Raw genomic sequence first — 23164 nt, 5'->3', positions numbered from 1 at the left:
CTCGCGCGCAAAAGGGCGCGAGCCGTGCCGGACAGGCGCGATTTATGCCTCGCGCGGGGGCAAGTCAATCAAAACGCCGTTTCGATTAGAACGGACGGATCACCACGAGCACGACGATCAGCGCGGCGGCGATCCCGGGGACTTCGTTAAGCAGGCGCAGCTTCTTGCCGGTCAGTCGCCGTTCGCCGCGCGCGAGCGACTTGTGATAGCCGGCCAGCCACACGTGATAGCCACTGAGCGCCGCGACCAGCAGCAGCTTGGCGAGGAACCACGGCTGGGCGAACGCCCCGGTCGTCACCGCCAGCAGCAGCCCGAGCACCCAGACGATAGTCATCGACGGCCACAGGATAATCTTGAGCAGCTTGCCCTCACGATCCGTCCAGACCGCATTTTCGGGCGAGCCTTCGGGCGCTTCCTGATGATAGACGAAATAGCGCGGCAGCATGAACAGCCCGGCCATCCAGAAGATCACGAAGATGATGTGGCCGGCCTTGAGCCAGTAGTAAGTCATGCTGAGCACCATAAGCATGGGTGGGAATGTAGGCGCGGCTTAGGGCCGGCGCCAGCCCCTGACTGTCGCCAGGGCCGTAGAAACGTTGTCGATCGGGGTCGTCTGGCCGATGCCATGACCCAGATTGAACACGTGCGGCCGATCGGCAAAGGCATCGAGGATGCGGCGGGTCTGGCGTTCGAGTTCCTCACCCCCTGCCAGCAGCAGTAGCGGATCGAGATTGCCCTGCACCGGCAAGCCTTCAGGCAGGTTGCGGTGCGCCCAGGTAGGATCGACCGTTTCGTCGAGACCGAGCACGTCAACCTTGGTCTCGCGCGCATAGGCGGGGAGTTTCTCGCCCGATCCCTTGGGGAAACCGATGATCGGCACGCCCGGACAGCGCGCGCGGAGCTGGCTGACGATGGCTGCGTTGGGCGCGATGACCCAGCGCTCGAACTCAGCAGGGGCCAGACTGCCCGCCCACGAATCGAACAGTTGCACCGCTTCCGCACCGGCGGCGATCTGGCCGGCGAGGTAATCGACGGTCACCGCGACGATGGCATCGATGATCGCCTGCATTGCCGCTGGATCGCGGTAGGCGAGCGCGCGGGTATCGTGCTGATCACGGCTGCCCTCGCCCGCCACCATATAGGTCGCGACGGTCCAGGGACTTCCTGCAAAGCCGAGCAGCGTGCGATCACTGCCAATCCCGGCCTTCACGCGCGCGACGGTCTCGTAAATCGGATCGAGCCGCGAGGGCACGGCAGCGAGCGAGGACAGCGCCGTATCGACTAGCCGCGGCGACAGGTGCGGGCCCTCACCGACCAGGAACTGCAGGTCCTGCCCCATGGCGTAAGGCACGATCAGGATGTCGGAAAACAGGATCGCGCCGTCAAAACCGAAGCGCCTGATCGGCTGCAGGGTGATCTCGGCCGCGGCCTCTGCGTCATAGACCAGCGCAAGGAATCCGCCCTTCTCTGCCCGCAGTGCGCGGTACTCTGGAAGGTAGCGGCCAGCCTGCCGCATGAACCACACCGGGCGCGTTTCCCCATTGGTTCCGCGCAGGGTTTCGAGAAGGAGTCCGGCCATCGGATCTGGTCCCAAACAAAATAAGAGAAAGTTTTATAAAAGGATTCTGTAGGTAGTTGGCCTGTGGATACTGGGCACAACGCGCCCTTGCCTGAATTGTCCCGGCCTGAACAGAGGGAGCGGCTTCCCGAATCGCGGGCCCGGTGCGTCAAGCAGGACTTATCCCCCTTGTCCCCAGCCTGTGGGAATCGTTATCCACCTGTCTACAAGAGTCCGATCGCAGTGCCGGTAGTGGGCGGGAATCGGGGCCTTCGCCAACTGGCCAAGTTGTCTTCAGCCTTGTCCCGTGGTTTATGCCCCATCTGTCCACAAGGCGTCGCGACTGCTCTCATGCCCAAGATTCATATCCATCTTCTGTCGGATTCCACCGGCGAAACGCTGGAGATGATTGCCAAGGCGGCGCTCGCCCAATTCGACGATGCCCAGGTCTCGCGCCACTTCTGGCCGATGGTCCGCAGTCAGCAGCACATGGACCGCGTGCTTGGCGAAATTGCGGCACATCCGGGGCTCGTGCTGTTCACACTGGTCAATTCGGAGCTGCGAAACCGGCTGGAAGAGCGATGCCGCGCGCTCGCTCTGCCTTCGGTTGCGGCGCTCGATACGGTGACTGCCGTACTGGAAGATCTGCTGGGCGAACAGGCCAAGGCCCGTCCCGGCCGCCAGCACCTGATGGACGATGCCTATTTCGCCCGCGTCGATGCCATCCACTACACCATCGCCCATGACGATGGGGTGAGCTTCGAGGACTGGGAAGAGGCGGACATCGTGCTCGCCGGAGTATCGCGCACGTCCAAGACGCCGACCTCGATCTACCTCGCCAACCGCGGCTACAAGGTTGCTAACATCCCGATCGTGCCCGAAAGTCCGCCGCCTGATGCGCTCTATTCCTTGAAGCGCCCGCTGGTAGTTGGGCTGACCACGGCTCCTGACCGGCTGATTCAGGTGCGGCGCAACCGGCTGCTCTCGCTAAACCAGCGGCCGGAAACCGCTTATGTCGATGAGGACCGCGTGGCCAAGGAAGTGAAATATGCGCGGCGCATGTTCGCGGATAACGGCTGGCCGGTGATCGACGTTACCCGGCGCTCAATCGAGGAAACGGCGGCGGCAGTGATCCGGCTTTATGATGACCAGAAGGGCAGCGAGGAAGCATGATCGTCCTCGCTTCACAAAGCGCCTCGCGCAAGGCCATGCTCGATGCCGTCGGCGTGGACTTCATTGCCGCGCCGGCGCCGGTGGACGAACGCGCGCTCGAAGCCGCGCTTGCAGGTGCTGCGCCGGAAACGGTGGCGGAGGAACTCGCGAAGGCCAAGGCGCTCGCCGCCGCGCCTTCCCACCCGGGGCGGGTGGTGCTGGGCAGCGACTCTCTCGTTGTCGTCGACGGCCGCCGCTTCGACAAGCCGGCGAGCCGCGAGGATGCGGCCGATCACCTGCGCTTCTTCTCGGGCCGCACGATGGAACTGCACAGCGCCGCGGCACTCGCACGCGATGGGCAAGTGCTGTGGAGTGGCGGCGATATCGCCCGGCTGAAGCTGCGAAGCTTGTCGGATGCCTTCATTGCCGACTATCTCGCGCACGAATGGCCGGCAGTGAGCGGCTGCGTGGGCGTGTTCCGGATCGAGGCGCGCGGGCCGCAGCTGTTCGCGGGCATCGAAGGGGATCAATTCACCGTGCTTGGCATGCCGCTCCTGCTGATACTCGGCGCATTGCGCGATTTGGGCGAGTTGACTTCGTGACGGCTCCCTATGCCGAAGTCATCGGCGATCCCATCGAGCAGTCGAAAAGCCCGGCGATTCACGGCTTCTGGCTCGCAGAACTGGGCATCGCGGGCGAATACCGCGCCTGCCATGTGCTGCCGGGCGGTGTCGAGGCCTACCTTGCCAAGCGCCGCGCCGATCCCGATTGGCGCGGGTGCAACGTCACCATGCCGCACAAGCAGGCGGTCATGCCGTTCCTCGACCTGATTGATCCGTTAGCCGCGCGCATCGGTGCGGTGAACACCATTGTCCGCGAGCAGGGCAAGCTGGTCGGCTACAACACTGACGTGGCCGGCTTCCTCGAACCGCTGCAACCGCGTCTCGGCGAGATCCACCTCTACCGCATGGCGCGCATTTTCGGTGCCGGTGGCGCGGCGCGGGCGATCATCGCGGCGCTGGCAGGCAAGAATTTCACGCTGGTCGTGGCTGCGCGCGATCCGGCCAAGGCGCGCGCGCTGCTCGATGAGCTCGATCCAGGCGGCGAACACCACGCCGTCGACCTCGCCCATTTCGCACCTGAAACCGATTTTGAATTCGACGACCGAAAGGGCTGTCTGGACCTGGTGATCAATGCCAGCCCGCTCGGCATGGCGGGAAAACCGCCGCTGGCCTTTGACTTCAGCCATGCCCCGCCCGGATCGGTGGTCTATGACATCGTCACGCACCCGCTCGACACGCCGCTGCTGGAAGCCGCCCGCGCACAGGGCCTGCCGACAGTCGATGGCCTCGCTATGCTGATCGGGCAGGCCGCCGCCGCCTTCGAAAAGTTCTACGGCCAGCCAGCCCCGCGCGAACATGACGCCGAATTGCGCGCCATGCTCACGGCATGAGCAAGCCTTTCATCCTCGGTCTCACCGGCTCGATCGGCATGGGCAAGTCGGCCGTGGCGGCAATGTTCGCCGGACTGGGTGTGCCCGTCTTCGATGCCGACAAGGCGGTCCACGAATTGCAGGGGCCGGGCGGTCCGCTGCTCCCGGCGATTGAAGCGGCCTTCCCCGGCACCACCGGACCGGACGGCGTCGACCGGCAGAAGCTGGGAGCCGCCGTGTTCGGCGATGCCGCAGCGCTGGCGCGGCTGGAGGCGATCGTCCACCCGGCGGTCGCGGCCATGCGGCGACAGTTTCTGCACGACATGGCACACGAACCGCTGGTGGTTTTCGACATCCCACTGCTGTTTGAAAAGGGTGGCAATGCCGGGGTCGATGCGGTGCTGGTCGTTTCCGCCGGCCCGGATGCCCAGCGCGCCCGCGTCCTTGCCCGTCCCGGGATGACCGAGGAAAAATTCGAGCGCATCCTTGGCCTGCAGATCCCCGACGAAGAGAAACGCGCCCGCGCCGATTTCGTCATCGATACCGGCGTCTCGCTCGCCGAAACACGCCATGCCGTCCAGGCACTGGTTCACGCCCTGCTCGGCAAGGCGGCCCCCTGACGCGGCAGGGCGACGCGAAGCGAAAATTTCCGAGTCACGCCCTTGCACATGGCCAAACACAGGCCGATATGATTCTAACAATGCGTGAAATCGTCTTCGATACCGAAACGACCGGTCTCGATCCCCAGAGCGGAGATCGACTGGTTGAACTGGGGTGTGTCGAAATGGTCAACCGGGTGACCACCGGTCGCACCTATCACGCCTATTTCAACCCCGATCGCGACATGCCGCCGCAGGCCGAAGCGGTGCACGGACTGTCTGCGGCCTTCCTGTCGGACAAGCCGCGCTTCGTCGAACATGCCGAGGACTTCCTCGAATTTATCGGCGATTCGCCGCTGGTCGCGCACAATGCCGGTTTCGACTTCGGCTTCGTCAATATGGAGCTGGCCGCCTGCGGGCTCGAACCGCTCAGCCGCGACCGGATGATCGATACCGTTGCCCTGGCGCGTGTGCGGCACCCGGGTGCGAAGAATTCGCTCGATGCGCTGTGCACCCGTTACGGCATCGACCGCAGCCACCGCACAAAACACGGCGCGCTGCTTGACGCGGAACTGTTGGCGCAGGTCTACGTTGAACTTACCGGTGGACGGCAGATCGGGCTCGAGCTTGCCGCCGATTCCACCGATACGCTCGTTGCTTCGATCAGCGTGATCGTGCGCGAGCGAACCTTCCGTCCGGCCCGGCCCCATTCGGCCAGTCCGGAGGAACAAGCCGCCCACGCCGCACTCATCGCGACATTCCCGTCGCCTGCCTGGGGCAATACGGCGGATCGCATACAGGAGTAAAAGGCTTATGGATCTTCGCGTTTCGGGTCATCAGATGGCAACCGGTGCCGCTCTCCAGACACATGCGGAAGACCGCATGACCGCCATGGTCAGCAAGTATTTCTCGCGGGCACTGTCCAGCCACGTAACCTTTGGCAAGGCGCCCGCCGGCGCATTCCGCTGCGACATTGTGACGCACGTCATGCATGGCCTGATCCTCAAGGGCGCCGCCGTCGCACAGGATGCCCACGTCGCGCTCGATCAGGCCGCCGAAAAGATCGACAAGCAGTTGCGCCGCTACAAGCGCCGGCTGAAGGACCGCCACGAAGCTTCGGACCACGCGCGCAAGGAAGAGGACGCCGCCTATGTCGTCTTCGCCGAGCCTGAAGCGGAGGCCGAGGAAGTCTCGGTCGATGCGCCGCTGGTGATCGCCGAAACCCGCGTCGACGTGCCGGAAGCCACGGTTTCCGATGCCGTGATGATGCTCGACCTGCGCAACACCAACGCGCTGCTGTTCAAAAACGCTGGCACCGGAAAGCATAATATGGTTTACCGCCGCGGCGATGGGTCGATCGGCTGGGTCGAACCGTCCTGACGCCTTAATGGCGCAACCAACCAAGCGTGCATTGCGGAGGATAATGACCCTTTCCGGGTCACCTCTTCCGTTGCACGCCGGATTGCGCGGGTACGGAACAACATTCTGCGATGAACGGACTTTTCACCCTGTTTCCTGAAGCGGTCGGCACGATTTCGGCCGATTCGAAGGATGCGATCCTGCGCCAGCTGGCTGAGACCTTTGCCGGAGTCTACGGACTCGACGCGGGCAGCCTGCTTGAGCGAATCGAGGAGCGTGAGCGGCTGGGCAGTACCGGTTTCGGTCGCGGCGTGGCTATTCCGCACGCACGGATCAGCGGCCTGCAGCGCCCCGTCGCAGCGTTCCTCCGGCTGGAACATCCGGTGGCCTTCGACGCCGCCGATGGCATGCCCGTCGATCTCGTCTTCGGCCTTCTTTCGCCTGAAACCGCCGGCGCCGCGCACCTCCATGCACTGGCCGCAATCTCGCGCCTGATGCGTGATGATGCCATGCACCAGGCGCTCAGCCAGGCACCCGGCGCCGAAGCGCTTTACGGGTTGCTCAGCAATGTCATCGACCGCGACGCCGCCTGAGGTGGACGCCGGTTCCGGTGCAGGTGGCCCAAGCGGGGCCGAACTGCACTGGCGCAGCCTTGAAGGGCTTTATGCCTCGGCGCCGATCAACGCGCTGTTCACTTCGCGCATCGCGATTCCCCACGAAGGCGCGGCGCGGATCGAATTCGATATTGATGAAAGCTGCTACCACGCCGCCGGCGCGGCCCATGGTACCGTCTATTTCAAGATGCTTGACGATGCGGCCTTCTATGCCGCCAATACGCTGGTGACCGACCGGTTCCTGCTCACGACCTCGTTCAACCTCCATTTCTCGCGCCCGGTCCGCAAGAGCCGCGTGATTGCCGAGGGCCGCTGGATCAGCGGCCGCCGCCGCGTACTGGTGGCCGAATCGCGGCTGCTTGACGCTGATGGCGAGGAAATCGGGCGCGGAACCGGCACTTTCATGCGTTCGCGCATCCCGCTTTCCACGCTCGACGGTTACCGCGCCTGATGGATGAGGCGCGGCTGCCCGCCCATCTCGAAGTGTCAGGCCTTGTCCGGCAAGTCCAGGCGGCGGGCGGCTTTGCCATGGTGCTCAGCAAGGGCGAGCGCGATGCCGGCACGATCATGGTCGTAACCTGCGAAAAAGGCAGGAATTCCCGTGCCTGGGAACGGATGCCTCAGGCCGATGGCAGCCGAGACTGGACTTGCATTCGCAGCGAAGATCCCGACATTCCCGGCGCATTTGCCGAATTTGTTGACCGCCGCAGAACGCAGGACTCGGACTTGTGGATTGTCGAACTGGACATCGCGGATGCGGAACGGTTCATCGGATCACCGGGAACCAAAGGTTGACTTTGTTGCGCCGCACAATCAAAGCGCCGCCACTTTCGTAGCGAAGGCGGCATTTCGGAGCACTCAGGCTTCCGAGTTGCTGGCACGCAGACGGGGGGCAGCCGGCGAGTAGCAGGGTGCCATGTTGGAGTTGGAGCCTGAACGGGCGCTGACTGGCAGGTATTTCCTCACTCGCGCGGGCTTCCAACCGCACAAAAAGCATACGTCATGAGTCGCAAGACCAACTTCGCCGGGACAGTTGCCCTGGCATCCATGTTTGCATTCACGCTATTCAGCTCTGAACCCACTGGTGCGGCCGCCTTGGCCCAGGATTCCTCCAACCAGAACGATCTGCCCGCTCTGAACGCGCCTTATGCCGCGAACGAGCGTCCCGATATCCAGGTTCAGCCCATTCCAGACAGTGAAATTCCCGAAGCCCCGGAAGCGGACGCCGACGACGCGTCCCCCGATACGGCTCCGGTGTCCGCTGCCTCGCTCCAGCAGCTCGTTGTCAAGCAGGCCAGCTCTGCGCCGCTGTCACGCGAACTCAATTGCCTTGCCGGCGCGATCTACTTCGAATCGAAGAGCGAACCGCTGGTCGGCCAGCTCGCCGTTGGCCGCGTGATCGTCGCGCGCTCGCGCTCGGGCCGTTTCCCCAATTCCTATTGCGGCGTGGTCTACCAGCCCTCGCAGTTCTCCTTCGTTCGCGGCGGCACCATGCCGGCGATCCCGAAGGGTTCGCAGGACTGGAAGGAAGCCGTCGCCGTCGCCCAGATCGCGCATGAAGGCTCTTGGAAAAGCCCGGTTGAGGGCGCCATGTTCTTCCACGCCGCCCGCGTTTCGCCGGGCTGGCGGCTTGCCCGCGTCGGCAAGCTGGGCAACCACGTCTTCTACCGGTAATTCCGGGATGAAAATGAAACGGGGGGCCGGGTAACTCCGGCCCTTTTTTCGTGCGCTCAGGCGTCAGGGCGCAGCTTGATCCACACCGGTGCGTGATCACTGGCCTTTTCACGGCCGCGGTGGTCCTTGTCGACGCCGGCGGAGACCAGCCGATCGGCCAGCTCGGGTGACAGCAGCAGATGATCGATGCGAAAGCCGTGGTCGCGCTGCCAGGCGCCGGCCTGGTAATCCCAGAAGGTCCAGACGCCGCCCTGCGGGTTGAGCCGGTCAAGCGCGTCGGTCCAGCCGTCACCCAGCATCCGTGCATAGGCATCGCGCGATTCCGGCTGCATCAGGGCATCGTCTGCCAGAGCCTTGGGTGACCAGATGTCCTTGTCTTCCGGCACTACATTGAAATCGCCGAGCACGATCGCCGGGACTTCCTCAGCCATGACTTCGCGCATGCGGGTGCGCAGCCGGTCCATCCAGCGCAGTTTGTAATCGAATTTCGGTCCCGGTTGCGGGTTGCCATTGGGCAGATAGAGGCAGCAGACGCGCACGCCGAAGACATCAGCTTCGATATAGCGGGAATGTTCGTCCTCGGGCTCGCCAGCCAAGCCGCGCGCGACTTCGATCGGCTTGGTGCCATCGGCGAGGATGGCGACGCCGTTGAAGCCCTTCTGTCCGTGCCAGATCGCGTGATAGCCGATCTTTTCGAACTCTTCGGCGGGGAAGCCCTCGTCCTGCGTCTTGATCTCCTGCAGGCAGGCGACCGACGGGCGCGTTTCCTCAAGCCATTCGAGCAGGCGCGGCAGCCGCGCCTTGATCCCGTTGATGTTGAACGTGGCGATCTTCATCAGACGGCGAAGGACGAGCCGCATCCGCATCCGGCCACGGCCTGCGGGTTCTCGACCTTGAACATCGATCCGCCCATAGATTCGACGAAATCGACGACGCAGCCAGCGACCAGATCGAGGCTTACGGAATCTACCACCAGCTTCACGCCGTCCGTTTCGCTGATCACGTCATCCGCCTCGACGCCTTCGGCTAGGCCAAAGCGGTACTGGAAGCCGGAGCAGCCACCCCCCTCGACCGCGAGGCGCAGCGCCGCCGGCTTGCCCTGCTTTTCAGCAATGAAGGCCACGCGCCGGGCAGCGGAAGGCGTGAGAGTGATTGTCGCAGCGTCCATGCGCCCGATGTAGGCACTCGCTGCGGTGGCGGCAAGGCGGGATAGTCTGGCAGGATATCTCGCGCGCTCAGGCTGACTGGATATAGGCGCGCATGGCCTCGGCATCGGCCTCTATCCGGTCGATGCGGTGCTTGACCAGGTCGCCGATCGAAATGAACCCCACCGCGCGGCCGCTTTCGGTGACGGGAAGGTGACGGATGCGCCGACGGGTCATCAGGGCCAGTGCGGTCAGCACTTCGGTGTCTGGCGCGACGGTGATCGCAGGCGCGGTCATGACGTCACGCACCGACTTGTCGAGCGCATCGGCGCCGGCACTGGCGAGGCAATAGATCACGTCGCGTTCGGAAAAGATGCCGATAACGGCGTCGTCCTCGCACACAGGCAAGGCGCCGATGCGCTTTTCGGCCAGCAGGGCAATCGCCTCGCGAACTGTCATGTCAGCGCTGCAGGTAATGATTTCGGCGTTGGATCGGCTCGCGATTATGCGCGCGATGGTCATGGTGGCTCTCCCGGACATCTTTGCCTGCCGGGAAGGTGACACGATTTATCCTGCGAGGCGAGTCCCTGCGAGAGTCACCCCATTGCCAAGCGCAGCCGGCGGGAGCATGGCCGGCCCATGGAACTCAAGCCCAGCCCGCTCGACGATCCGCGCGTCGCCCAATTCGCCTGGGCGCGGTACAAGCGGATGATGCGCTTCATGGCGCTGATCACGACCAGCGTGGTGATGGTGAGCTGGTTCGTGCTGTACCAGCAGGTGGGCTTCGTCTCGATCCACTTCTACATCGCCACCGGGCTTGGCATCGGTTTTGCCATGCTGCTGATGTCGGCGCTGATGGGGCTGGTCTACCTGTCGAATGGCACCGGCCACGATGCGTCGGTGGTCGATCCGCTGACTGACGAGGAAGACTAGTCCTGTGCGGGATAGAGCCGGTATTCCTCTACCGGAACGCCGCCCACCAGATGCTCGTCGATGATCCGTTCCAGCGCCTTTTCGGTGCAGGAATGATACCAGACGCCGTCCGGCCAGACGACGGCCACGGGTCCGGCGGCGCAGACCTTCAGGCAATCGGCCTTGGTCCGGGCAATGCCGCCTTTCCGGTCGAGTCCCTTTTCTCGCAGCCGCTTCTTGAGGAATTTCCAGCTCGCCGCGCCGATGGCGGGCGGGCAGCACTTGGCCTTCTGGGCTTCGGCACAGATAAAGATGTGGCGCTTGATCGGAGCCGGATATTCCTCGGCCAGCGCCTCGCGCGCGGCGGTGATGCGGGGGCTGTCTTCAGTCATGACCGCACACCCCACTCGGCTGCCACGGCATCGCGGAAGGCATCCGGGATCAGATGCGGCTTGCCGTCCTTGGTGCAGACCATGACCGAACGCGCGAAGACCACGGCGCGGCCTTCCTGCGTGATCAGCAGTTCAAGCGTGTAGCTGGTGCGGCCAACGTGTGATGCCCCGGCGTGCAGGTGCAGCGTGCCCGGATAGAATGCCTGCCCGACATATTCGATGGCAACGCTGGCCACCATCGATCCCACCCCGGCGATCGCCGCGTGATAACCGCTCGCCCGGTGAAAGCGCACGCGGCCTTCCTCGACGAAGTTCGACAGCGACACGTTATTGACGTGACGGTTCACGTCCATGTCGCTGAAGCGCACATCTACTTCCGTATCGAACGGGTAGCGCGCGGGATCGAGCAATGCTTGGTCAGGTTTGGCCATGCCCCCCCCTTGGCTACTTCCGCAGCCAGCGGTCAAGCCATGCGAAGACGGTCTGGTGCCATTGCTTTGAATTCTTCGGCTTTAGCACCCAGTGGTTCTCGTCGGGGAAGACCAGCAGTTCTGACGGAATCCCCTTGCGCTGGAGCGCGGCGAAGCTGGCCAGACCCTGAGTATAGGGGATGCGGAAGTCCTTCTCGCTGGTGATCACCAGCATCGGCGTCTTCCACTTGGCGACGTGGTTCACCGGGTTCCACTTCTCGTATTCCTCGGGCGCTTCGTGATACGGCTTGCCGCCGTGCTCCCATTCGTCGAACCACAGTTCCTCGGTTTCATAGGCCATGGCGCGGGCATCGAAGACGCCGTCGTGCTGGACCAGGCACTTGAACCGGTCGGGCCACTGCCCCTCGATCCAGTTGACCATGTAACCGCCATAGCTGGCGCCGAGCGCGCAGGTGTTGGTGCTATCCAGCGCGCTGTCGATCCTCAACGCCGCTTCCATACCCTTCTGCAGATCGACCAGTGGCTTGCCGCCCCAGTCCTTGTTGATCGCATCGGTGAAGGCCTGACCGTAACCGGTCGAACCATGGAAATCGACCGAGACCACTGCATAACCCTGCGACGCAAAGACTTTCGGGTTCCAGCGCCATGACCACGAATCGTTATATGTGCCCTGCGGACCGCCGTGGATGAACAGCAGGACGGGAAGCTTGGCGCTGGCCCCCGCCGGCTTGTGAATCTGCCCCCAGACGGTGTCGCCATTCGCTCCGGCAAAGCTGAAGCGCTGCGTGGCAACCGGTGCCATGGCGGCAAGCTGGGCATCGTTGGCGCGGCTGAGTTGACGGGCGGGCTTGCCGATCTTGTCGGTCATCCACACTTCGGCCGGATGGGCGATGGCGTCGCGGGTGAACAGCAAGCCGCCGTTCTTCAGTGGCACGACATTGCTGATGTGGCCTTCGTTCATGCCCTTTGACATCAGCTTGAGCCGTTCAACCTTGCCGCTCACCGGATCGATGCGGAAGGCGGGGGTGTCCATCACGTCTTGCGCGGTGGCGATCAGGCTCTTCGAATCGGGCGTCCATGCCAGCGAGGCGACGGAGCGGTCCCAACTGGTGGTGAGGGTCTTCTCCTCGCGCGTGGAGAAATTGACGATCCGCACCACCAGCCGGTCCGATTCATACCCCGGGCGGGCCATGGCGGCCCAGGCGAGCCACTTGCCATCGGGCGAGGGCGTGGGGAGTGTGTCGGTCGCCTCGTTGCCGTCGGTTATGTTGTGCGGCGTCCCGCCATCCAGCGGTGCGTGCCACAGGTCGGTATTGGTCGAAAGCGGCTCGTTCCGGTCCGCCTGCCGGGCGATGAACCAGGCGCCCTTCGAATCGGCGGTCCAGGCCACTTCCTCGCCGCCGCCGTGCGGCTTGGTCGGGGTGTCGCCGGTAAGAACGCCGGCGGGACCATCGAGTGCCGTGCCGCTGTCGGCCACTATGCCGTCCGCGCCGAGCGCGAAGGCAAAGGCGCGGCTGTAATTGCCGTGCGTCTCCCACGCGTCCCAGTGGCGGACGAAGCCGGCGCCGTCCTTATAGTGGCGGCCGGTGCCGAGGCCGGGCAGGGTCGTGTTGCCATCCTTCTCGCAGCCGAGCGTTGGGCAATCGCGCGCCACATCGCCCCAGGCAATGATCTTTGCGCCATCGGGGGAAAGCTTGAAGCCCGAGACATCGGCCTTGAACTTCGATGCCTGCACCGGGGCTGCGCCGGCGGCGGTCAGATCAAGCATCCAGACTTGGCTGGAGCCCGACTTGCCGGAGAGGAAATAGAGCCGCTTGCCGTCGGGGCTGAAAGCGGGATCGCTTTCTGCTGCGTCGGTCAGGTCAGCCACGCGCTCTGCCGTGCCGCCCTTGGCCATGACGCGCCACAGGCCGGCCTGCCGCTTGTAGCTTTGCGCGTCGGTGTCGGTCTGCTGCCAGACGACCCACTTGCCGTCAGGCGAGGCGACCGGCGCGGCAATGCGCTTGAGCGTGAGGAGGTCCTCGATGCCCATCTGCTTCTGCGCCGATGGTGCGGACTGGGCGAATACGGGGACGGCGACGAGCGCGGACGAAAGCGCGAGCAGCGCGAAGGCATGTCTTTTCATGTGAAACCGGTTAGCCGCTGCGGGCCGCCCGGTGCAAGCGATGTTGCCCAAACCCGAGCGGATTCAGATCTTTTTGCCGACGATGCGCTGAATTTCCGCTGCGACCATAGCCTCAACCAGTGGCGGCAGATTCTTGTCGAGCCATTCGGCGAGCGCCGGGCGCAGCAGTTCGCGCGTCATGCCTTCGAGCGAGGTTTCGCCGGAGCGGACGATCTGCGGCGCCATGCCGGGTGCTGCCATGACCGACAGGGCTGCAAGTGATTCGCGCATGGAGAGGCGAGCCTGCTCGGTCACCAGCGGGGCTTCGTCGCCCGAGCCAACCTCTTCAACGAGGTCGAGAATCTGGTCTTCGGCATCGTCGTCGCTATCTGAAACCGGCGGAACCTTGCGGCGCGGCTGCTCATCAAGGCGCGAATCTCGGGCGATCACCTTCTTGATCGAAGCGAGGATATCTTCGACTGATGGTTCGCCCGGTTGTGCCATTAGAAGTCTTGCCCCCGATTCACTTCACGGCTGGAACTGAGCCGTCCTGCACCTTGGTGTCAACGGTTCTCGTCGACTTAACCGTTGGCGCGGGGTCGAGATCCCAGTCGAAGATCTTGCCGTGGACGCGTTTGTAATTGTCCTGCGGATCATAAAGCGCACCGCCATCGAGCCCAAGATCGCGCGCCTCGGCCTTGCCCATGGCGGAGAGCAGGTTGAACCCGGCGACGTACGCGTTGCGGCGGGCCGTGACGAGCTGGACCTGCGCATTTAGCAGTTCCTGCTCGGCATTGAGGATGTCGAGGATGGTGCGGTTACCGACGCTGTTTTCCGCGCGCACGCCTTCAAGGCTGAGCGAGGCGGCATCGACAGCCGTCTGGCTTGAAACGATCACCGCGCCCGCTGCCTGCCACTGGGTATAGGCGGAGCGAACCGTGGCGATGACTTCGCGCTCGGCGGCGATCTCGTTTTCCAGCGTCGCGCTTTCGCGGGCGCGGGCCTGGCGTTGCTGCGCGGCGGGAAGTCCGCCCGAGAAGATCGGGATCGATGCGCGCACGCCCACCTGTGCGCCGCTGGAGACCTGATTGAGCGCTCCGCCGCCCAGCGATCCGAGATAGTCGGTGCGATCGGCCCCGGCGAAAACTGAAACGCGTGGCAGGCGGCCTGCTCCGGCCCCGGCGCTGTCGAATCCAGCGGCCTTCGAACGGGTGCGCGCGGCGATCAGGTCGGGATTGCTTTCCAGCGCGATGGCGACGGCGTCTTCGGCGGTGGCCGGGATGCCGGTCAGCGGCGGCGGTGCCTCAAGATTCTCGGGCGCCTTGCCGACCAGTTGGATATAGCGCTCGCGGCTGCCGGCGAGGCTGGCCTCGGCGGTTTCGAGGCCGCTGCGCGCGATGGCGAGGCGCGACTGCGACTGGGCAACGTCGGTGCGCGTTAGGTCGCCGATCTCGAACCGGTCGCGGGTCGATTGGACGTTGACGTTCAGCACCTGCACGTTCTTGCGGCGCAGGCCGACGATTGCCTCGTTGGCGATGACATCGAGATAGGCGGCGACAACCGCGCTGAAGATCGCGCTTTCGGTGCCGCGCAGGTCTGCCTGCCCGGCGGTGATGCGGGTTTCCGCCGCGCGGACCTGATTCTTGATTGCGCCGCCGGAATAGACCGGCACGCCAAGGTCAGCCGAGAGGGTGAAGATCTTGTCCGGCCCGGTCAGCGACGCGCCCGAGAGGACATGGGTATAGCTCGCCGCACCCGACAGCGAGGGCAGTCCGGCTGCACGCGCGATTGGTACGCTTTCATCAAGCGCGCGCTGGCTCGACCGCGCCGCCTGCAGCGACGGGTTGGTGTTATAGGCCAGGGTCAGCGCCTCGCGCAGGTTGTCAGCTGCCGCGGGAACGGCAAGCGTTCCAGCAGCCGAAGCGGCCATCAGTGCGAGACGGAAACGGCGGGTCAAGATCAGAAGCTCCAGCCCTTTGCCGCGGCAAATTCGGGGATCGCCGGGATGCCCATGTCGGCCAGCGGCAGCAGGGCGATGGCGGTCCCGGTCTTGCGGCCCAAGGCGAGCCGGCTGATGCCGCGCTCGATCACGCCGGTCACGACGCGGCCGTCATCGGAAACCATTCCGGCGAGCGAGGCGGGCAGCGCTTCGGCAGCGCCGTCGATCAGGACCACGTCGAAGGGACCAGCCTTCTTCCTGCCCGCGACATCGGCGGGGGTGAGAGTCGTGACCGAAGCGCCAAGCACGCGCACCAGCGCGGCGAGATAGCCGTTGGTCGAGACGATGAGGACCTTTTCCCCCGGCTTGATCGCCGCTTCGACGAGCATCCGCCCTTGCGCCAGCGGTGCAGGCAGGTTGTGTCCGTCGCCCAGTGACAGTGCACGGTCGATATAGGCCGATCCGGCAAGGGCTGCCGGAACGTGGTCTTCACGCGCCACCTTGTCGAAGGCGGCAAGCACGGCAGGGTCATTGACGCCGCTGACGCGCAGCTGGCTGTCAATCATTGCGCGGCGGGCCGTCGTCGTCCGCTCGTCAAGCAGGGTCATGCTTCGAAATCCTCATTCGCAGCGCACTGTATTGCACATACAATACAGCGGCGCAATCCCGTCCGCTTCTAAGCCATGCCCCGGCCTGCGCCAAGCGTTTAGAATGAGCCGGAATGTCGTGAATTGTCGCCGTGGCGAAGCTGCAACGCTTTGACCCCCGCGCGCCCGCGTCCTAAGGGCGGCTCGATAGCCCAATTGCGAAGGAGCTGGTGCAATGGCCGACATGGTAACGATCCGCGAGGAAGACCTGATCGAAAGCGTCGCCGACGCGCTCCAGTATATCAGCTATTACCACCCGATGGACTATATCCGCGCGCTGGGCGATGCCTATGAGGCGGAGCAGGGCCCGGCGGCGAAGGACGCCATCGCCCAGATCCTGACCAACAGCCGCATGTGCGCCGAAGGGCATCGCCCGATCTGTCAGGACACCGGCATCGTCAACGTTTTCGTCGAGTGGGGGCAGGACTGCCGGCTCGGCTCGGACAAGTCGCTGCAGGACGTGGTCGATGAAGGCGTGCGCCGCGCTTATCTGAACCCGGAAAACAAGCTGCGCGCTTCGGTCCTCGCCGATCCCGCCTTCACCCGCCGCAACACGCGCGACAACACGCCTTGCGTACTTCACGTGACCATGGTTCCGGGCAGCAAGGTATCGATCGATGTCGCGGCCAAGGGCGGCGGCTCGGAAAACAAGTCGAAGTTCAAGATGATGAACCCCAGCGACAACATCGTTGACTGGGTTGTCGAAATGCTGCCCCAGATGGGCGCCGGCTGGTGCCCGCCGGGGATGCTCGGCATCGGCATCGGCGGCACGGCGGAGCACTGCATGCTGCTCGCCAAGCAGGCGCTGATGGAGCCGATCGACATGGGCCAGCTGAAAGCGCGCGGTCCCCAGAACGATATCGAGGCGATGCGCATCGATATCTTCGACAAGGTCAACGCGCTGGGCATCGGCGCGCAGGGGTTGGGCGGACTTTCGACCATCCTCGACGTCAAGATCATGGACGCACCGTGCCACGCCGCGGGCAAGCCGGTCGCGATGATCCCCAACTGCGCCGCCACCCGCCACGCGCACTTCACGCTCGACGGTTCGGGGCCGACCTTCCTTGAAACGCCCAAGCTCGATCAGTGGCCCGACGTTCACTGGCAGCCCGACGCCGCAGCGAAGCGGGTGAACCTCGATACGCTGACCCAGGCCGAAGTCTGCAGCTGGAAGCAGGGCGACCGCTTGCTGCTCAACGGCAAGATGCTGACGGGCCGTGACGCGGCGCACAAGCGGATTCAGGACATGCTGGCTAAGGGCGAGACCCTGCCGGTCGAGTTCAGGAATCGGGCGATCTATTATGTCGGTCCGGTTGATCCGGTGCTGGGCGAAGTCGTCGGCCCCGCCGGTCCGACAACGGCCACCCGCATGGACAAGTTCACCGACATGATGCTCGACCTTGGCCTGCTGGCGATGATCGGCAAGGCCGAGCGCGGGCAGGGAGCGACCGAAGTCATCGCCAAGCACAAGGTCGCTTACCTGATGGCGGTTGGCGGCGCGGCCTATCTGGTGGCGCGGGCAATCCGCGAAGCCAAGGTCGTGGGCTTCGAGGACCTCGGCATGGAAGCGATCTACGAATTTACCGTCGAGGATATGCCGGTGACGGTCGCGGTCGATAGCGAAGGCAACAACGTCCACCAGATCGCCCCGCTGGTCTGGAAGGAAAAGATCGCGCGCGAAGGCCTGCTTAAGGCCTGATTCGCGGTCGGAAGGCGCTCGACCAACCGCCGACCGCCTTCGACAAAGCGACTGGCTGCCTTGCGAGCATAGCCCTAAGCCGGTTGCTGCGCGCATGACCGAATCAAACACCCTGCCGCCGCGTGTTCCCGCGCGGCTTGTCCTGGCTTCGATAGCCGGCATGTGGCTGTGCTATCTGCTGGTGACAACGCTGCGCAGCTATCTCGTTGGGCTGGAATATCAAGGGCCGCTGTTTGGCCGCCGGCTGGCAGTCACGGTCGCCTGCATGGCGGTGACTGCGGGGATCTGGCCGATCCTGCGGCTGCTCGATTCGCGCAGCCTGTGGCTTAAGGCGCTGACCGTGGCGCTCGTCGCCCTGCCCGCCTCACTTGCCATGGCGAAGATCAACCAGTGGGTGTTCTCCGACATCGAGAACCAGGTGGTCGACAAGATCGGCGAGCGCGAAGGCATCCGCATCCGCCGTGACGAAGCCGGCAACGTGCTGGTTGATGTTCCGGGCAAGCAGGTGGAAAAACCGCCAGTGCCCGAGGCCAGCCCGCTCGCCCTGCCCACGCCCGAACCGCATGTGCGCACCATTGCCCAGCAGGAAGCCGATGCGGACAACCTCGTCACCATCGATCCGGCCACGGCGGCAGAAACCCGCTGGCGCCAGCTGACCGACGTGGCGCTGTCACGCTACTTCCTCGTCATTGCCTGGGGCGCGATCTATCTCGCGCTGCTGATTGCCGAGCAGGCGCGCGTTTCGGAACGGCGCGAGGGCGAATACCGCCGCGCCGCCAAGGCCGCCGAGCTGCGATCCCTGCGCTATCAGATCAACCCGCACTTCCTGTTCAACACGCTCAATTCGCTGTCCTCGCTGGTGATTACCGGCCGCAACGAGGCGGCGGAGACGATGATTCAGTCGCTCGCCGCCTTCTATCGTCGCGGCTTGTCCGAGGATTCGACCGGCGATCATCCGTTGTCCGAGGAAATCGAATTGCAGCGGCTCTATCTCGAGATCGAGGCGGTGCGCTTTCCAGACCGGCTGGCGCTGGTGGTCGAAGTGCCGGAGGATCTGGCATGGGTTCCCGTGCCCGGCATGATCCTGCAACCCTTGGTGGAAAACGCGGTAAAATACGGCGTTGCCCGCAGCACGCGGCCCGTCACCCTGACGATTTCCGCGCGCAGCGAATTCGGGCGGCTGGTGGTCAGCGTCGTCGATGACGGTCCGGCCACCGGCAAGGAAGAACACGGCATGGGCATCGGCCTTGCCAATGTGCGCGACCGGTTGAGCGCACGCTTCGGCGATGGCGCGGCCTTCGTTTCGGGGCCGGTGCCGGGCGGCTACCGCACCGAACTTCGCCTGCCGATGCCGTAATGAACGAGAACGAGGGGACAATGGAACAGCCGCTGCGCACCCTGATAGTCGATGACGAGCCGCTGGCGATCGAGCGGCTGCAAGTGCTGTGCCGACAGATCGGCGGGCTCGACGTGGTCGGCACGGCCAGCGACGGCGCCAGCGCGCTGCGCGAGGCCGGGGCGCTTGATCCCGACCTTGTCCTGCTCGACATGACCATGCCCGAACTCGATGGCCTCGGCGTCGCCCGGGCGCTGGCCAAAGGCCCCAATCCGCCAGCGCTGGTTTTCGTCACCGCGCATGACAGTTTCGCCGTTGAAGCCTTCGATCTCGATGCGGTCGACTATGTGCTGAAGCCCGTCGCACCAGACCGGCTGGGCCGCGCGATCCAGCGTGCGGTCGCCCGGCGCGGGGAGAAGCGCAGCGAATCGGCCAGTCCGTGGATCGCGGAATTCTGGGTGCCTTACCGCTCCGAGCTGCTTCGCGTTGCCGCCGCCGATGTCGACCGCATCGATGCCGAGCGTGACTATGTGCGGCTCCACGTGGGGGCCAAGGAAGGCGAGGGACGTTCGTACCTGCTGCTGCAGACGGTTTCGGGGCTTGAGGCGCGGCTTGATCCGGCGATGTTCATCCGGCTCCACCGCTCGACCATCCTGCGGCGTGATCGCATCGTCGGGCTGCGGCACGACGGGCTGGGCGTCTGGTCGGCGGAACTGGCCGATGGCTCGGCGGTGCGGATCGGGCGGACCTATCTGGCTAAGGCCAAGGCGATGGCGGGCCGCTGACTTCGGATAAAAAGCAACCCGGGCCAAGGGGACAATTCGGCCCGGGTCAGTCTGGCGATTGTCGCCGGTCGTTGTGGTGGCGGTCTCAGCCGCCCTTGCCGACGCGATTCTGATAGGATTCGACCTGCGCGAGCACCTGGCGGCGCACGTCTTCAATGCACATGCCACGGGCGAGACGGGTGCCGACGCGCGATTCGCCGTCGCAGACACGGCGCGCGGCATTGCGGATGCGGGCGTCCAGCGTCTTCTGGCCGGCGGCGGATTCGAGGTCGAGGTCGTTGAACTGGACCGACTGCGCCTGCGGCGGCGATGCGGCCATGGCTGAAGCAAAGGGGGCGGCCAGAACGGCCAGCGCGAGAGCGGGGGCAAAGATGGTCTTCATCGTCACTTCCTTGGTTTTCCGCACGGTGGGGGTGTCCGCGCAATGTTGAGGTAGGACGAGTAGGGTGCCTCCGCGAGCAGGGCTCGACCGAAGCGTTCATCGCGCCGACCAGAGGTGTGTTACATCGATAAGACGCCTACCAAGACCGACGAACGTCACTGCTCGCTGGCATTTGGCACGCTTCGCCCTAGATTAAGCCGCACATGGCACTGGTTTTCATCTTCATCATGGGCGTGGCGAACTTCGCCATGCACAAGGCTGTCCTCGAAAGCGGGCATCCCATGTTGGTGCAGCTGCCGTCGATCTTTCGCAGCCCGGGCGGCAGGATGAGCCTTATCGTCGAATTCCTGATGCTGCTCGGCACGATGCTGGTCGTCGCCAATGGCGCGAGCCAGTGGGTCTGGGGCTATGTCGCCTATTCGGCGATGAACGCCCTGTCGGCCTGGCTGATCCTGTCGCAGCGGATCTGACCCATGCGCCTGTTCCATGTCAGCGACCTGCATTTCGGGCAGGAAGACCGCGAAGCGCTCGACTGGTTTGCGGGCGAAGTGGCTGAGGAGAAGCCCGATGCGGTGATCTGCACGGGCGATCTGACCATGCGCGGCACCCGGCGCGAGTTTGCTGCGGCGCGCGAATGGCTCAAGGGTCTCGGCGTGCCGATGCTGGTTGAACCGGGCAATCACGACATGCCCTATTACTACAACCCGATTGGCCGCCTGCTCTGGCCTTATCGCCATTACGACGCGCTGCGGGCGGAGCTGTCGAGCGAGCTGACGTTTCCGGACGTCGAAATCGTTTCACTGCGCACGATCACGCGCTTCCAGTTTCGGCTCGACCAGTCAAAGGGCCATGTTGGTGGAGACAGGCTTGAAGCCGCCTTGGCACGGGTGTCGCTGCACATGGCCAAGCCGTTGTGTCTGGTCGCCTGCCATCATCCGCTGATCGAGGCTGACACCCATTCCAAGGCGTCGACCCACGGCGGCAAGCGGGCGCTGGCGGCGCTGGCGCGCGCAGGCGCCGATGCCGTGCTCTCGGGCCACGTCCACGATGCCTTCGACAAGGTGGTCGAGATCGACGGCCACGCCATCCGCATGATCGGCGCGGGCACGCTGTCGGAACGCGTGCGGACCACTGCGCCCGGATATAACCGGCTGAGCTGGTCTGGCGAAGACGGGCTCGTCGTGGAGCCGCGCAGCCTTACCTGAAAGCGCGTGCGCGGACCCGCGCCTCGACCGCGTGGATCAGGGCGAGCAGGTCTTCGCGGCCGACGTCGAGCACTTCGTCCCATTCCTCAAGCACGGCATCGAGATCGGCATCCTCGATATGGCCGGCCCAGGCTGGCACGATGGGTGCCGGAGCGGGACGGTGCGGCCACGAATGTCCGCTGAACCGATGCCAAACCCAGGCGCAGGCAATCAGCAGGACGACGTTCAGCCCCAGGGGCAGCAGCAGGAAGCGTGGTCCCATTGCGGCAATGACCGGTGGTGCCAGCGCGGTCAGCAGGGCTGTGCCGCCCGCAGGAGCATGGAGGCAGCGCGCCATGCTCATCACCGCGATCGAAGCGCCCACGGCGAGCGAAGCCGCGAACCATGGTTCCGGGACGAGCGCGTGGCACAGCAGTCCTATTGCTGCCGCAACCATATGTCCGCCCAGCACCGGCCATGGCTGGGCCAGCGGACTTGCTGGCAGGATGAAAACGAGCACGGCACTCGCCCCCATCGGCGCGAGCAGCCAGGGAATCGCAGGATCGCCGAGAACAACAGCATGGCTGACCAATCCGGTCAGCGTCAGCGCCAGAAATGCTCCCACAGCGCCGGGAAGCCAGCCCAGACGACCGCCGGCCGCCATGGCCTGCGGCGTGGCACGTGCGCCATGCGGAAAGTTGCTTTGAACTGAGCGGTCCATGCCGTGATGCTGGTTCCAAGAAAAAGGGGCCAGCCTTTCGGCTAGCCCCCAATTCGATAAAGGCTTTCGCCCCTGATCAGCGCTTCGAGAACTGGAAGCTGCGGCGAGCCTTGGCGCGGCCGTACTTCTTGCGTTCGACGACGCGCGGATCGCGCGTGAGGAAGCCAGCAGCTTTGACCGTGCTGCGCAGAAGCGGTTCGAACTTTGACAGAGCCTGCGCGATGCCGTGTTTGACGGCGCCGGCCTGGCCTGAAAGGCCACCACCCTTGACCGTGGCAACGATGTCGTACTGGCCAACGCGGTCCGAAATCTGGAACGGCTGGTCAATCACGAGACGAAGCGTCGGGCGGGCGAAGTAGACGGCCTGGTCACGGCCATTGACCGTGATCTTGCCGGTGCCGGGCTTGAGCCACACGCGGGCAACGGCATCCTTGCGGCGGCCGGTGGCATAGGCGCGGCCCTGGGCATCGACTTCCTTGTCGCGGATCGGCGCGGCAGGACCGGTGCGGACCGGGGCTTCAGCAGCAGGGACAGCCGCTTCAACAGCGACGCCTTCAGCGAGATTGCCGAGATCGGCGAGATCGGTGACGGTGTTCTCGGACATTATGCGCCCACCTTGTTCTTGCGGTTCATGGCAGCAACGTCGAGCGGCTGGGGCTGGGTGCCACCATGCGGATGCTCGGTGCCGGCGTAGAGGTGCAGAGCGCGCATCTGGTCACGGCCCAGCGGACCGCGGGGGATCATGCGCTCAACAGCCTTTTCAAGCACGCGTTCCGGGAAACGGCCGTCCAGGATCTTGGCCGGGGTCGTTTCCTTGATGCCGCCGGCATAACCGGTGTGCTTGTAATAGACTTTACCGGTCAGCTTGTTGCCGGTCATCCGCACCTTGCCGGCGTTGATCACGACAACGTGATCGCCGCAATCGACGTGGGGGGTGAAGCTCGGCTTATGCTTGCCGCGCAGATGGTTGGCGATGACGACCGCTAGGCGACCGACGACCAGACCTTCGGCATCGATGAGATGCCACTTCTTTTCGACCTCGGCCGGTTTGATCGACCGGGTCTGCTTGCTCAACGCCTTCATGGCTTGTGAATCCCTG

The 23164-nt window shown here is 64.5% G+C and carries 31 protein-coding genes; 16 read left to right on the top strand and 15 right to left on the bottom strand.

Features of this window, described 5'->3' with window-relative positions; genetic code table 11:
- Nucleotides 1–85: 85 nt before the first annotated feature.
- The gene (locus WG900_RS10080; protein ID WP_339966798.1) at nucleotides 86–529 is read right to left on the bottom strand and encodes a CopD family protein; all 444 of its coding nucleotides are present in this window, start codon (nucleotides 527–529) and stop codon (nucleotides 86–88) included.
- 21 nt (nucleotides 530–550) lie between these two features.
- Nucleotides 551–1579 carry a uroporphyrinogen decarboxylase gene (gene hemE, locus WG900_RS10075; protein ID WP_339966797.1) on the bottom strand — a complete coding sequence of 343 codons (1029 nt, stop codon included), beginning with the start codon at nucleotides 1577–1579 and terminating at the stop codon, nucleotides 551–553.
- 330 nt (nucleotides 1580–1909) lie between these two features.
- Here hemE and WG900_RS10070 point away from each other — a divergent pair, with 330 nt between their 5' ends.
- The 10 genes from WG900_RS10070 to WG900_RS10025 all read left to right on the top strand — a co-directional run bounded on the left by WG900_RS10070 (nucleotide 1910) and on the right by WG900_RS10025 (nucleotide 8388).
- The gene (locus WG900_RS10070) at nucleotides 1910–2731 is read left to right on the top strand and encodes a pyruvate, water dikinase regulatory protein (RefSeq protein ID WP_339966795.1); all 822 of its coding nucleotides are present in this window, start codon (nucleotides 1910–1912) and stop codon (nucleotides 2729–2731) included.
- Nucleotides 2728–3312, top strand: a complete 585-nt coding sequence (locus WG900_RS10065) for a Maf family protein (RefSeq protein WP_339966794.1) — start codon at nucleotides 2728–2730, stop codon at nucleotides 3310–3312. Before WG900_RS10070 ends, WG900_RS10065 begins: the two co-directional genes overlap by 4 nt.
- On the top strand, nucleotides 3309–4163 hold the full coding sequence (aroE, locus tag WG900_RS10060) for a shikimate dehydrogenase (protein ID WP_339966791.1): 855 nt from the start codon (nucleotides 3309–3311) through the stop codon (nucleotides 4161–4163). Before WG900_RS10065 ends, aroE begins: the two co-directional genes overlap by 4 nt.
- Nucleotides 4160–4762, top strand: a complete 603-nt coding sequence (gene coaE, locus WG900_RS10055; RefSeq protein ID WP_339966790.1) for a dephospho-CoA kinase — start codon at nucleotides 4160–4162, stop codon at nucleotides 4760–4762. The genes aroE and coaE overlap by 4 nt, the downstream gene beginning before the upstream one ends.
- Nucleotides 4763–4842: 80 nt before the next feature.
- Nucleotides 4843–5547, top strand: coding sequence for a DNA polymerase III subunit epsilon (gene dnaQ, locus WG900_RS10050; RefSeq protein ID WP_339966789.1), 705 nt, complete (start codon nucleotides 4843–4845; stop codon nucleotides 5545–5547).
- A 7-nt stretch (nucleotides 5548–5554) separates the two neighbouring features.
- Nucleotides 5555–6121 (top strand): ribosome hibernation-promoting factor, HPF/YfiA family, encoded by a 567-nt coding sequence (gene hpf / locus WG900_RS10045; RefSeq protein WP_339966788.1) that lies wholly within the window; start codon nucleotides 5555–5557, stop codon nucleotides 6119–6121.
- A 110-nt stretch (nucleotides 6122–6231) separates the two neighbouring features.
- Complete coding sequence (locus tag WG900_RS10040; protein ID WP_339966787.1) at nucleotides 6232–6693, top strand: PTS sugar transporter subunit IIA; 462 nt, start codon at nucleotides 6232–6234, stop codon at nucleotides 6691–6693.
- Nucleotides 6668–7165: a PaaI family thioesterase gene (locus WG900_RS10035; RefSeq protein ID WP_339966786.1), complete on the top strand. Its 498-nt coding sequence runs from the start codon at nucleotides 6668–6670 to the stop codon at nucleotides 7163–7165. Before WG900_RS10040 ends, WG900_RS10035 begins: the two co-directional genes overlap by 26 nt.
- Nucleotides 7165–7509, top strand: coding sequence for a DUF1491 family protein (locus tag WG900_RS10030; protein ID WP_339966785.1), 345 nt, complete (start codon nucleotides 7165–7167; stop codon nucleotides 7507–7509). Before WG900_RS10035 ends, WG900_RS10030 begins: the two co-directional genes overlap by 1 nt.
- 207 nt (nucleotides 7510–7716) lie before the next feature.
- Nucleotides 7717–8388 (top strand): cell wall hydrolase, encoded by a 672-nt coding sequence (locus WG900_RS10025; protein WP_339966784.1) that lies wholly within the window; start codon nucleotides 7717–7719, stop codon nucleotides 8386–8388.
- A gap of 56 nt (nucleotides 8389–8444) precedes the next feature.
- Here WG900_RS10025 and xth read toward each other — a convergent pair whose 3' ends face one another.
- The 3 genes from xth to WG900_RS10010 all read right to left on the bottom strand — a co-directional run bounded on the left by xth (nucleotide 8445) and on the right by WG900_RS10010 (nucleotide 10055).
- Nucleotides 8445–9224 (bottom strand): exodeoxyribonuclease III, encoded by a 780-nt coding sequence (xth, locus tag WG900_RS10020; protein ID WP_339966783.1) that lies wholly within the window; start codon nucleotides 9222–9224, stop codon nucleotides 8445–8447.
- Nucleotides 9224–9556, bottom strand: a complete 333-nt coding sequence (locus WG900_RS10015) for a HesB/IscA family protein (RefSeq protein ID WP_339966781.1) — start codon at nucleotides 9554–9556, stop codon at nucleotides 9224–9226. The genes xth and WG900_RS10015 overlap by 1 nt, the downstream gene beginning before the upstream one ends.
- 67 nt (nucleotides 9557–9623) lie before the next feature.
- The gene (locus WG900_RS10010) at nucleotides 9624–10055 is read right to left on the bottom strand and encodes a CBS domain-containing protein (RefSeq protein ID WP_339966779.1); all 432 of its coding nucleotides are present in this window, start codon (nucleotides 10053–10055) and stop codon (nucleotides 9624–9626) included.
- 117 nt (nucleotides 10056–10172) lie between these two features.
- Here WG900_RS10010 and WG900_RS10005 point away from each other — a divergent pair, with 117 nt between their 5' ends.
- Nucleotides 10173–10466 (top strand): hypothetical protein, encoded by a 294-nt coding sequence (locus tag WG900_RS10005; protein ID WP_339966778.1) that lies wholly within the window; start codon nucleotides 10173–10175, stop codon nucleotides 10464–10466.
- On the opposite strand, the gene WG900_RS10000 is transcribed toward WG900_RS10005, so the two are convergent.
- From WG900_RS10000 to WG900_RS09975, 6 genes are all read right to left on the bottom strand, one after another.
- Nucleotides 10463–10837, bottom strand: a complete 375-nt coding sequence (locus tag WG900_RS10000; protein ID WP_339966777.1) for a (2Fe-2S) ferredoxin domain-containing protein — start codon at nucleotides 10835–10837, stop codon at nucleotides 10463–10465. The two genes, WG900_RS10005 and WG900_RS10000, sit on opposite strands and share 4 nt — an antisense overlap.
- Nucleotides 10834–11268, bottom strand: coding sequence for an acyl-CoA thioesterase (locus WG900_RS09995; RefSeq protein WP_339966776.1), 435 nt, complete (start codon nucleotides 11266–11268; stop codon nucleotides 10834–10836). The genes WG900_RS10000 and WG900_RS09995 overlap by 4 nt, the downstream gene beginning before the upstream one ends.
- Nucleotides 11269–11281: 13 nt before the next feature.
- Nucleotides 11282–13393, bottom strand: a complete 2112-nt coding sequence (locus WG900_RS09990; RefSeq protein ID WP_339966775.1) for a S9 family peptidase — start codon at nucleotides 13391–13393, stop codon at nucleotides 11282–11284.
- Nucleotides 13394–13456: 63 nt separating this feature from the next.
- Nucleotides 13457–13876 (bottom strand): DUF2497 domain-containing protein, encoded by a 420-nt coding sequence (locus WG900_RS09985; protein WP_339966772.1) that lies wholly within the window; start codon nucleotides 13874–13876, stop codon nucleotides 13457–13459.
- Between the two features lie 19 nt (nucleotides 13877–13895).
- The gene (locus WG900_RS09980; protein WP_339966981.1) at nucleotides 13896–15302 is read right to left on the bottom strand and encodes a TolC family outer membrane protein; all 1407 of its coding nucleotides are present in this window, start codon (nucleotides 15300–15302) and stop codon (nucleotides 13896–13898) included.
- 29 nt (nucleotides 15303–15331) lie between these two features.
- Nucleotides 15332–15919: a protein-L-isoaspartate O-methyltransferase family protein gene (locus tag WG900_RS09975; protein ID WP_339966770.1), complete on the bottom strand. Its 588-nt coding sequence runs from the start codon at nucleotides 15917–15919 to the stop codon at nucleotides 15332–15334.
- 214 nt (nucleotides 15920–16133) lie between these two features.
- On the opposite strand from WG900_RS09975, the gene WG900_RS09970 reads away from it, so the two are divergent.
- From WG900_RS09970 to WG900_RS09960, 3 genes are all read left to right on the top strand, one after another.
- The gene (locus WG900_RS09970; RefSeq protein ID WP_339966767.1) at nucleotides 16134–17657 is read left to right on the top strand and encodes a fumarate hydratase; all 1524 of its coding nucleotides are present in this window, start codon (nucleotides 16134–16136) and stop codon (nucleotides 17655–17657) included.
- Between the two features lie 94 nt (nucleotides 17658–17751).
- Nucleotides 17752–19014 carry a sensor histidine kinase gene (locus tag WG900_RS09965; protein WP_339966766.1) on the top strand — a complete coding sequence of 421 codons (1263 nt, stop codon included), beginning with the start codon at nucleotides 17752–17754 and terminating at the stop codon, nucleotides 19012–19014.
- A gap of 20 nt (nucleotides 19015–19034) precedes the next feature.
- The gene (locus WG900_RS09960) at nucleotides 19035–19778 is read left to right on the top strand and encodes a LytR/AlgR family response regulator transcription factor (RefSeq protein WP_339966765.1); all 744 of its coding nucleotides are present in this window, start codon (nucleotides 19035–19037) and stop codon (nucleotides 19776–19778) included.
- An 85-nt stretch (nucleotides 19779–19863) separates the two neighbouring features.
- On the opposite strand, the gene WG900_RS09955 is transcribed toward WG900_RS09960, so the two are convergent.
- Nucleotides 19864–20160: a UrcA family protein gene (locus tag WG900_RS09955; RefSeq protein ID WP_339966764.1), complete on the bottom strand. Its 297-nt coding sequence runs from the start codon at nucleotides 20158–20160 to the stop codon at nucleotides 19864–19866.
- A gap of 203 nt (nucleotides 20161–20363) precedes the next feature.
- Here WG900_RS09955 and WG900_RS09950 point away from each other — a divergent pair, with 203 nt between their 5' ends.
- Together WG900_RS09950 and WG900_RS09945 are read left to right on the top strand one after the other, a co-directional pair.
- Nucleotides 20364–20630 carry a hypothetical protein gene (locus tag WG900_RS09950; RefSeq protein ID WP_339966762.1) on the top strand — a complete coding sequence of 89 codons (267 nt, stop codon included), beginning with the start codon at nucleotides 20364–20366 and terminating at the stop codon, nucleotides 20628–20630.
- Nucleotides 20631–20633: 3 nt separating this feature from the next.
- Nucleotides 20634–21365: a metallophosphoesterase family protein gene (locus WG900_RS09945; RefSeq protein ID WP_339966760.1), complete on the top strand. Its 732-nt coding sequence runs from the start codon at nucleotides 20634–20636 to the stop codon at nucleotides 21363–21365.
- On the opposite strand, the gene WG900_RS09940 is transcribed toward WG900_RS09945, so the two are convergent.
- The 3 genes from WG900_RS09940 to rplM form a co-directional block, all read right to left on the bottom strand.
- Entirely contained in the window at nucleotides 21358–22065 is a 708-nt protein-coding gene (locus tag WG900_RS09940) for an HPP family protein (protein ID WP_339966759.1), read from the bottom strand. The two genes, WG900_RS09945 and WG900_RS09940, sit on opposite strands and share 8 nt — an antisense overlap.
- A 76-nt stretch (nucleotides 22066–22141) precedes the next feature.
- Entirely contained in the window at nucleotides 22142–22669 is a 528-nt protein-coding gene (gene rpsI, locus WG900_RS09935; RefSeq protein WP_339966758.1) for a 30S ribosomal protein S9, read from the bottom strand.
- On the bottom strand, nucleotides 22669–23148 hold the full coding sequence (gene rplM, locus WG900_RS09930; protein ID WP_339966757.1) for a 50S ribosomal protein L13: 480 nt from the start codon (nucleotides 23146–23148) through the stop codon (nucleotides 22669–22671). Before rplM ends, rpsI begins: the two co-directional genes overlap by 1 nt.
- Nucleotides 23149–23164: the final 16 nt, after the last annotated feature.

This window comes from Novosphingobium aquae (assembly GCF_037572715.1).
Taxonomy (GTDB): Bacteria; Pseudomonadota; Alphaproteobacteria; order Sphingomonadales; family Sphingomonadaceae; genus Novosphingobium; species Novosphingobium aquae.
The sequence above is the reverse complement of the archived record's forward strand: the minus strand, read 5'-3'. Positions and strand labels throughout refer to the sequence as shown.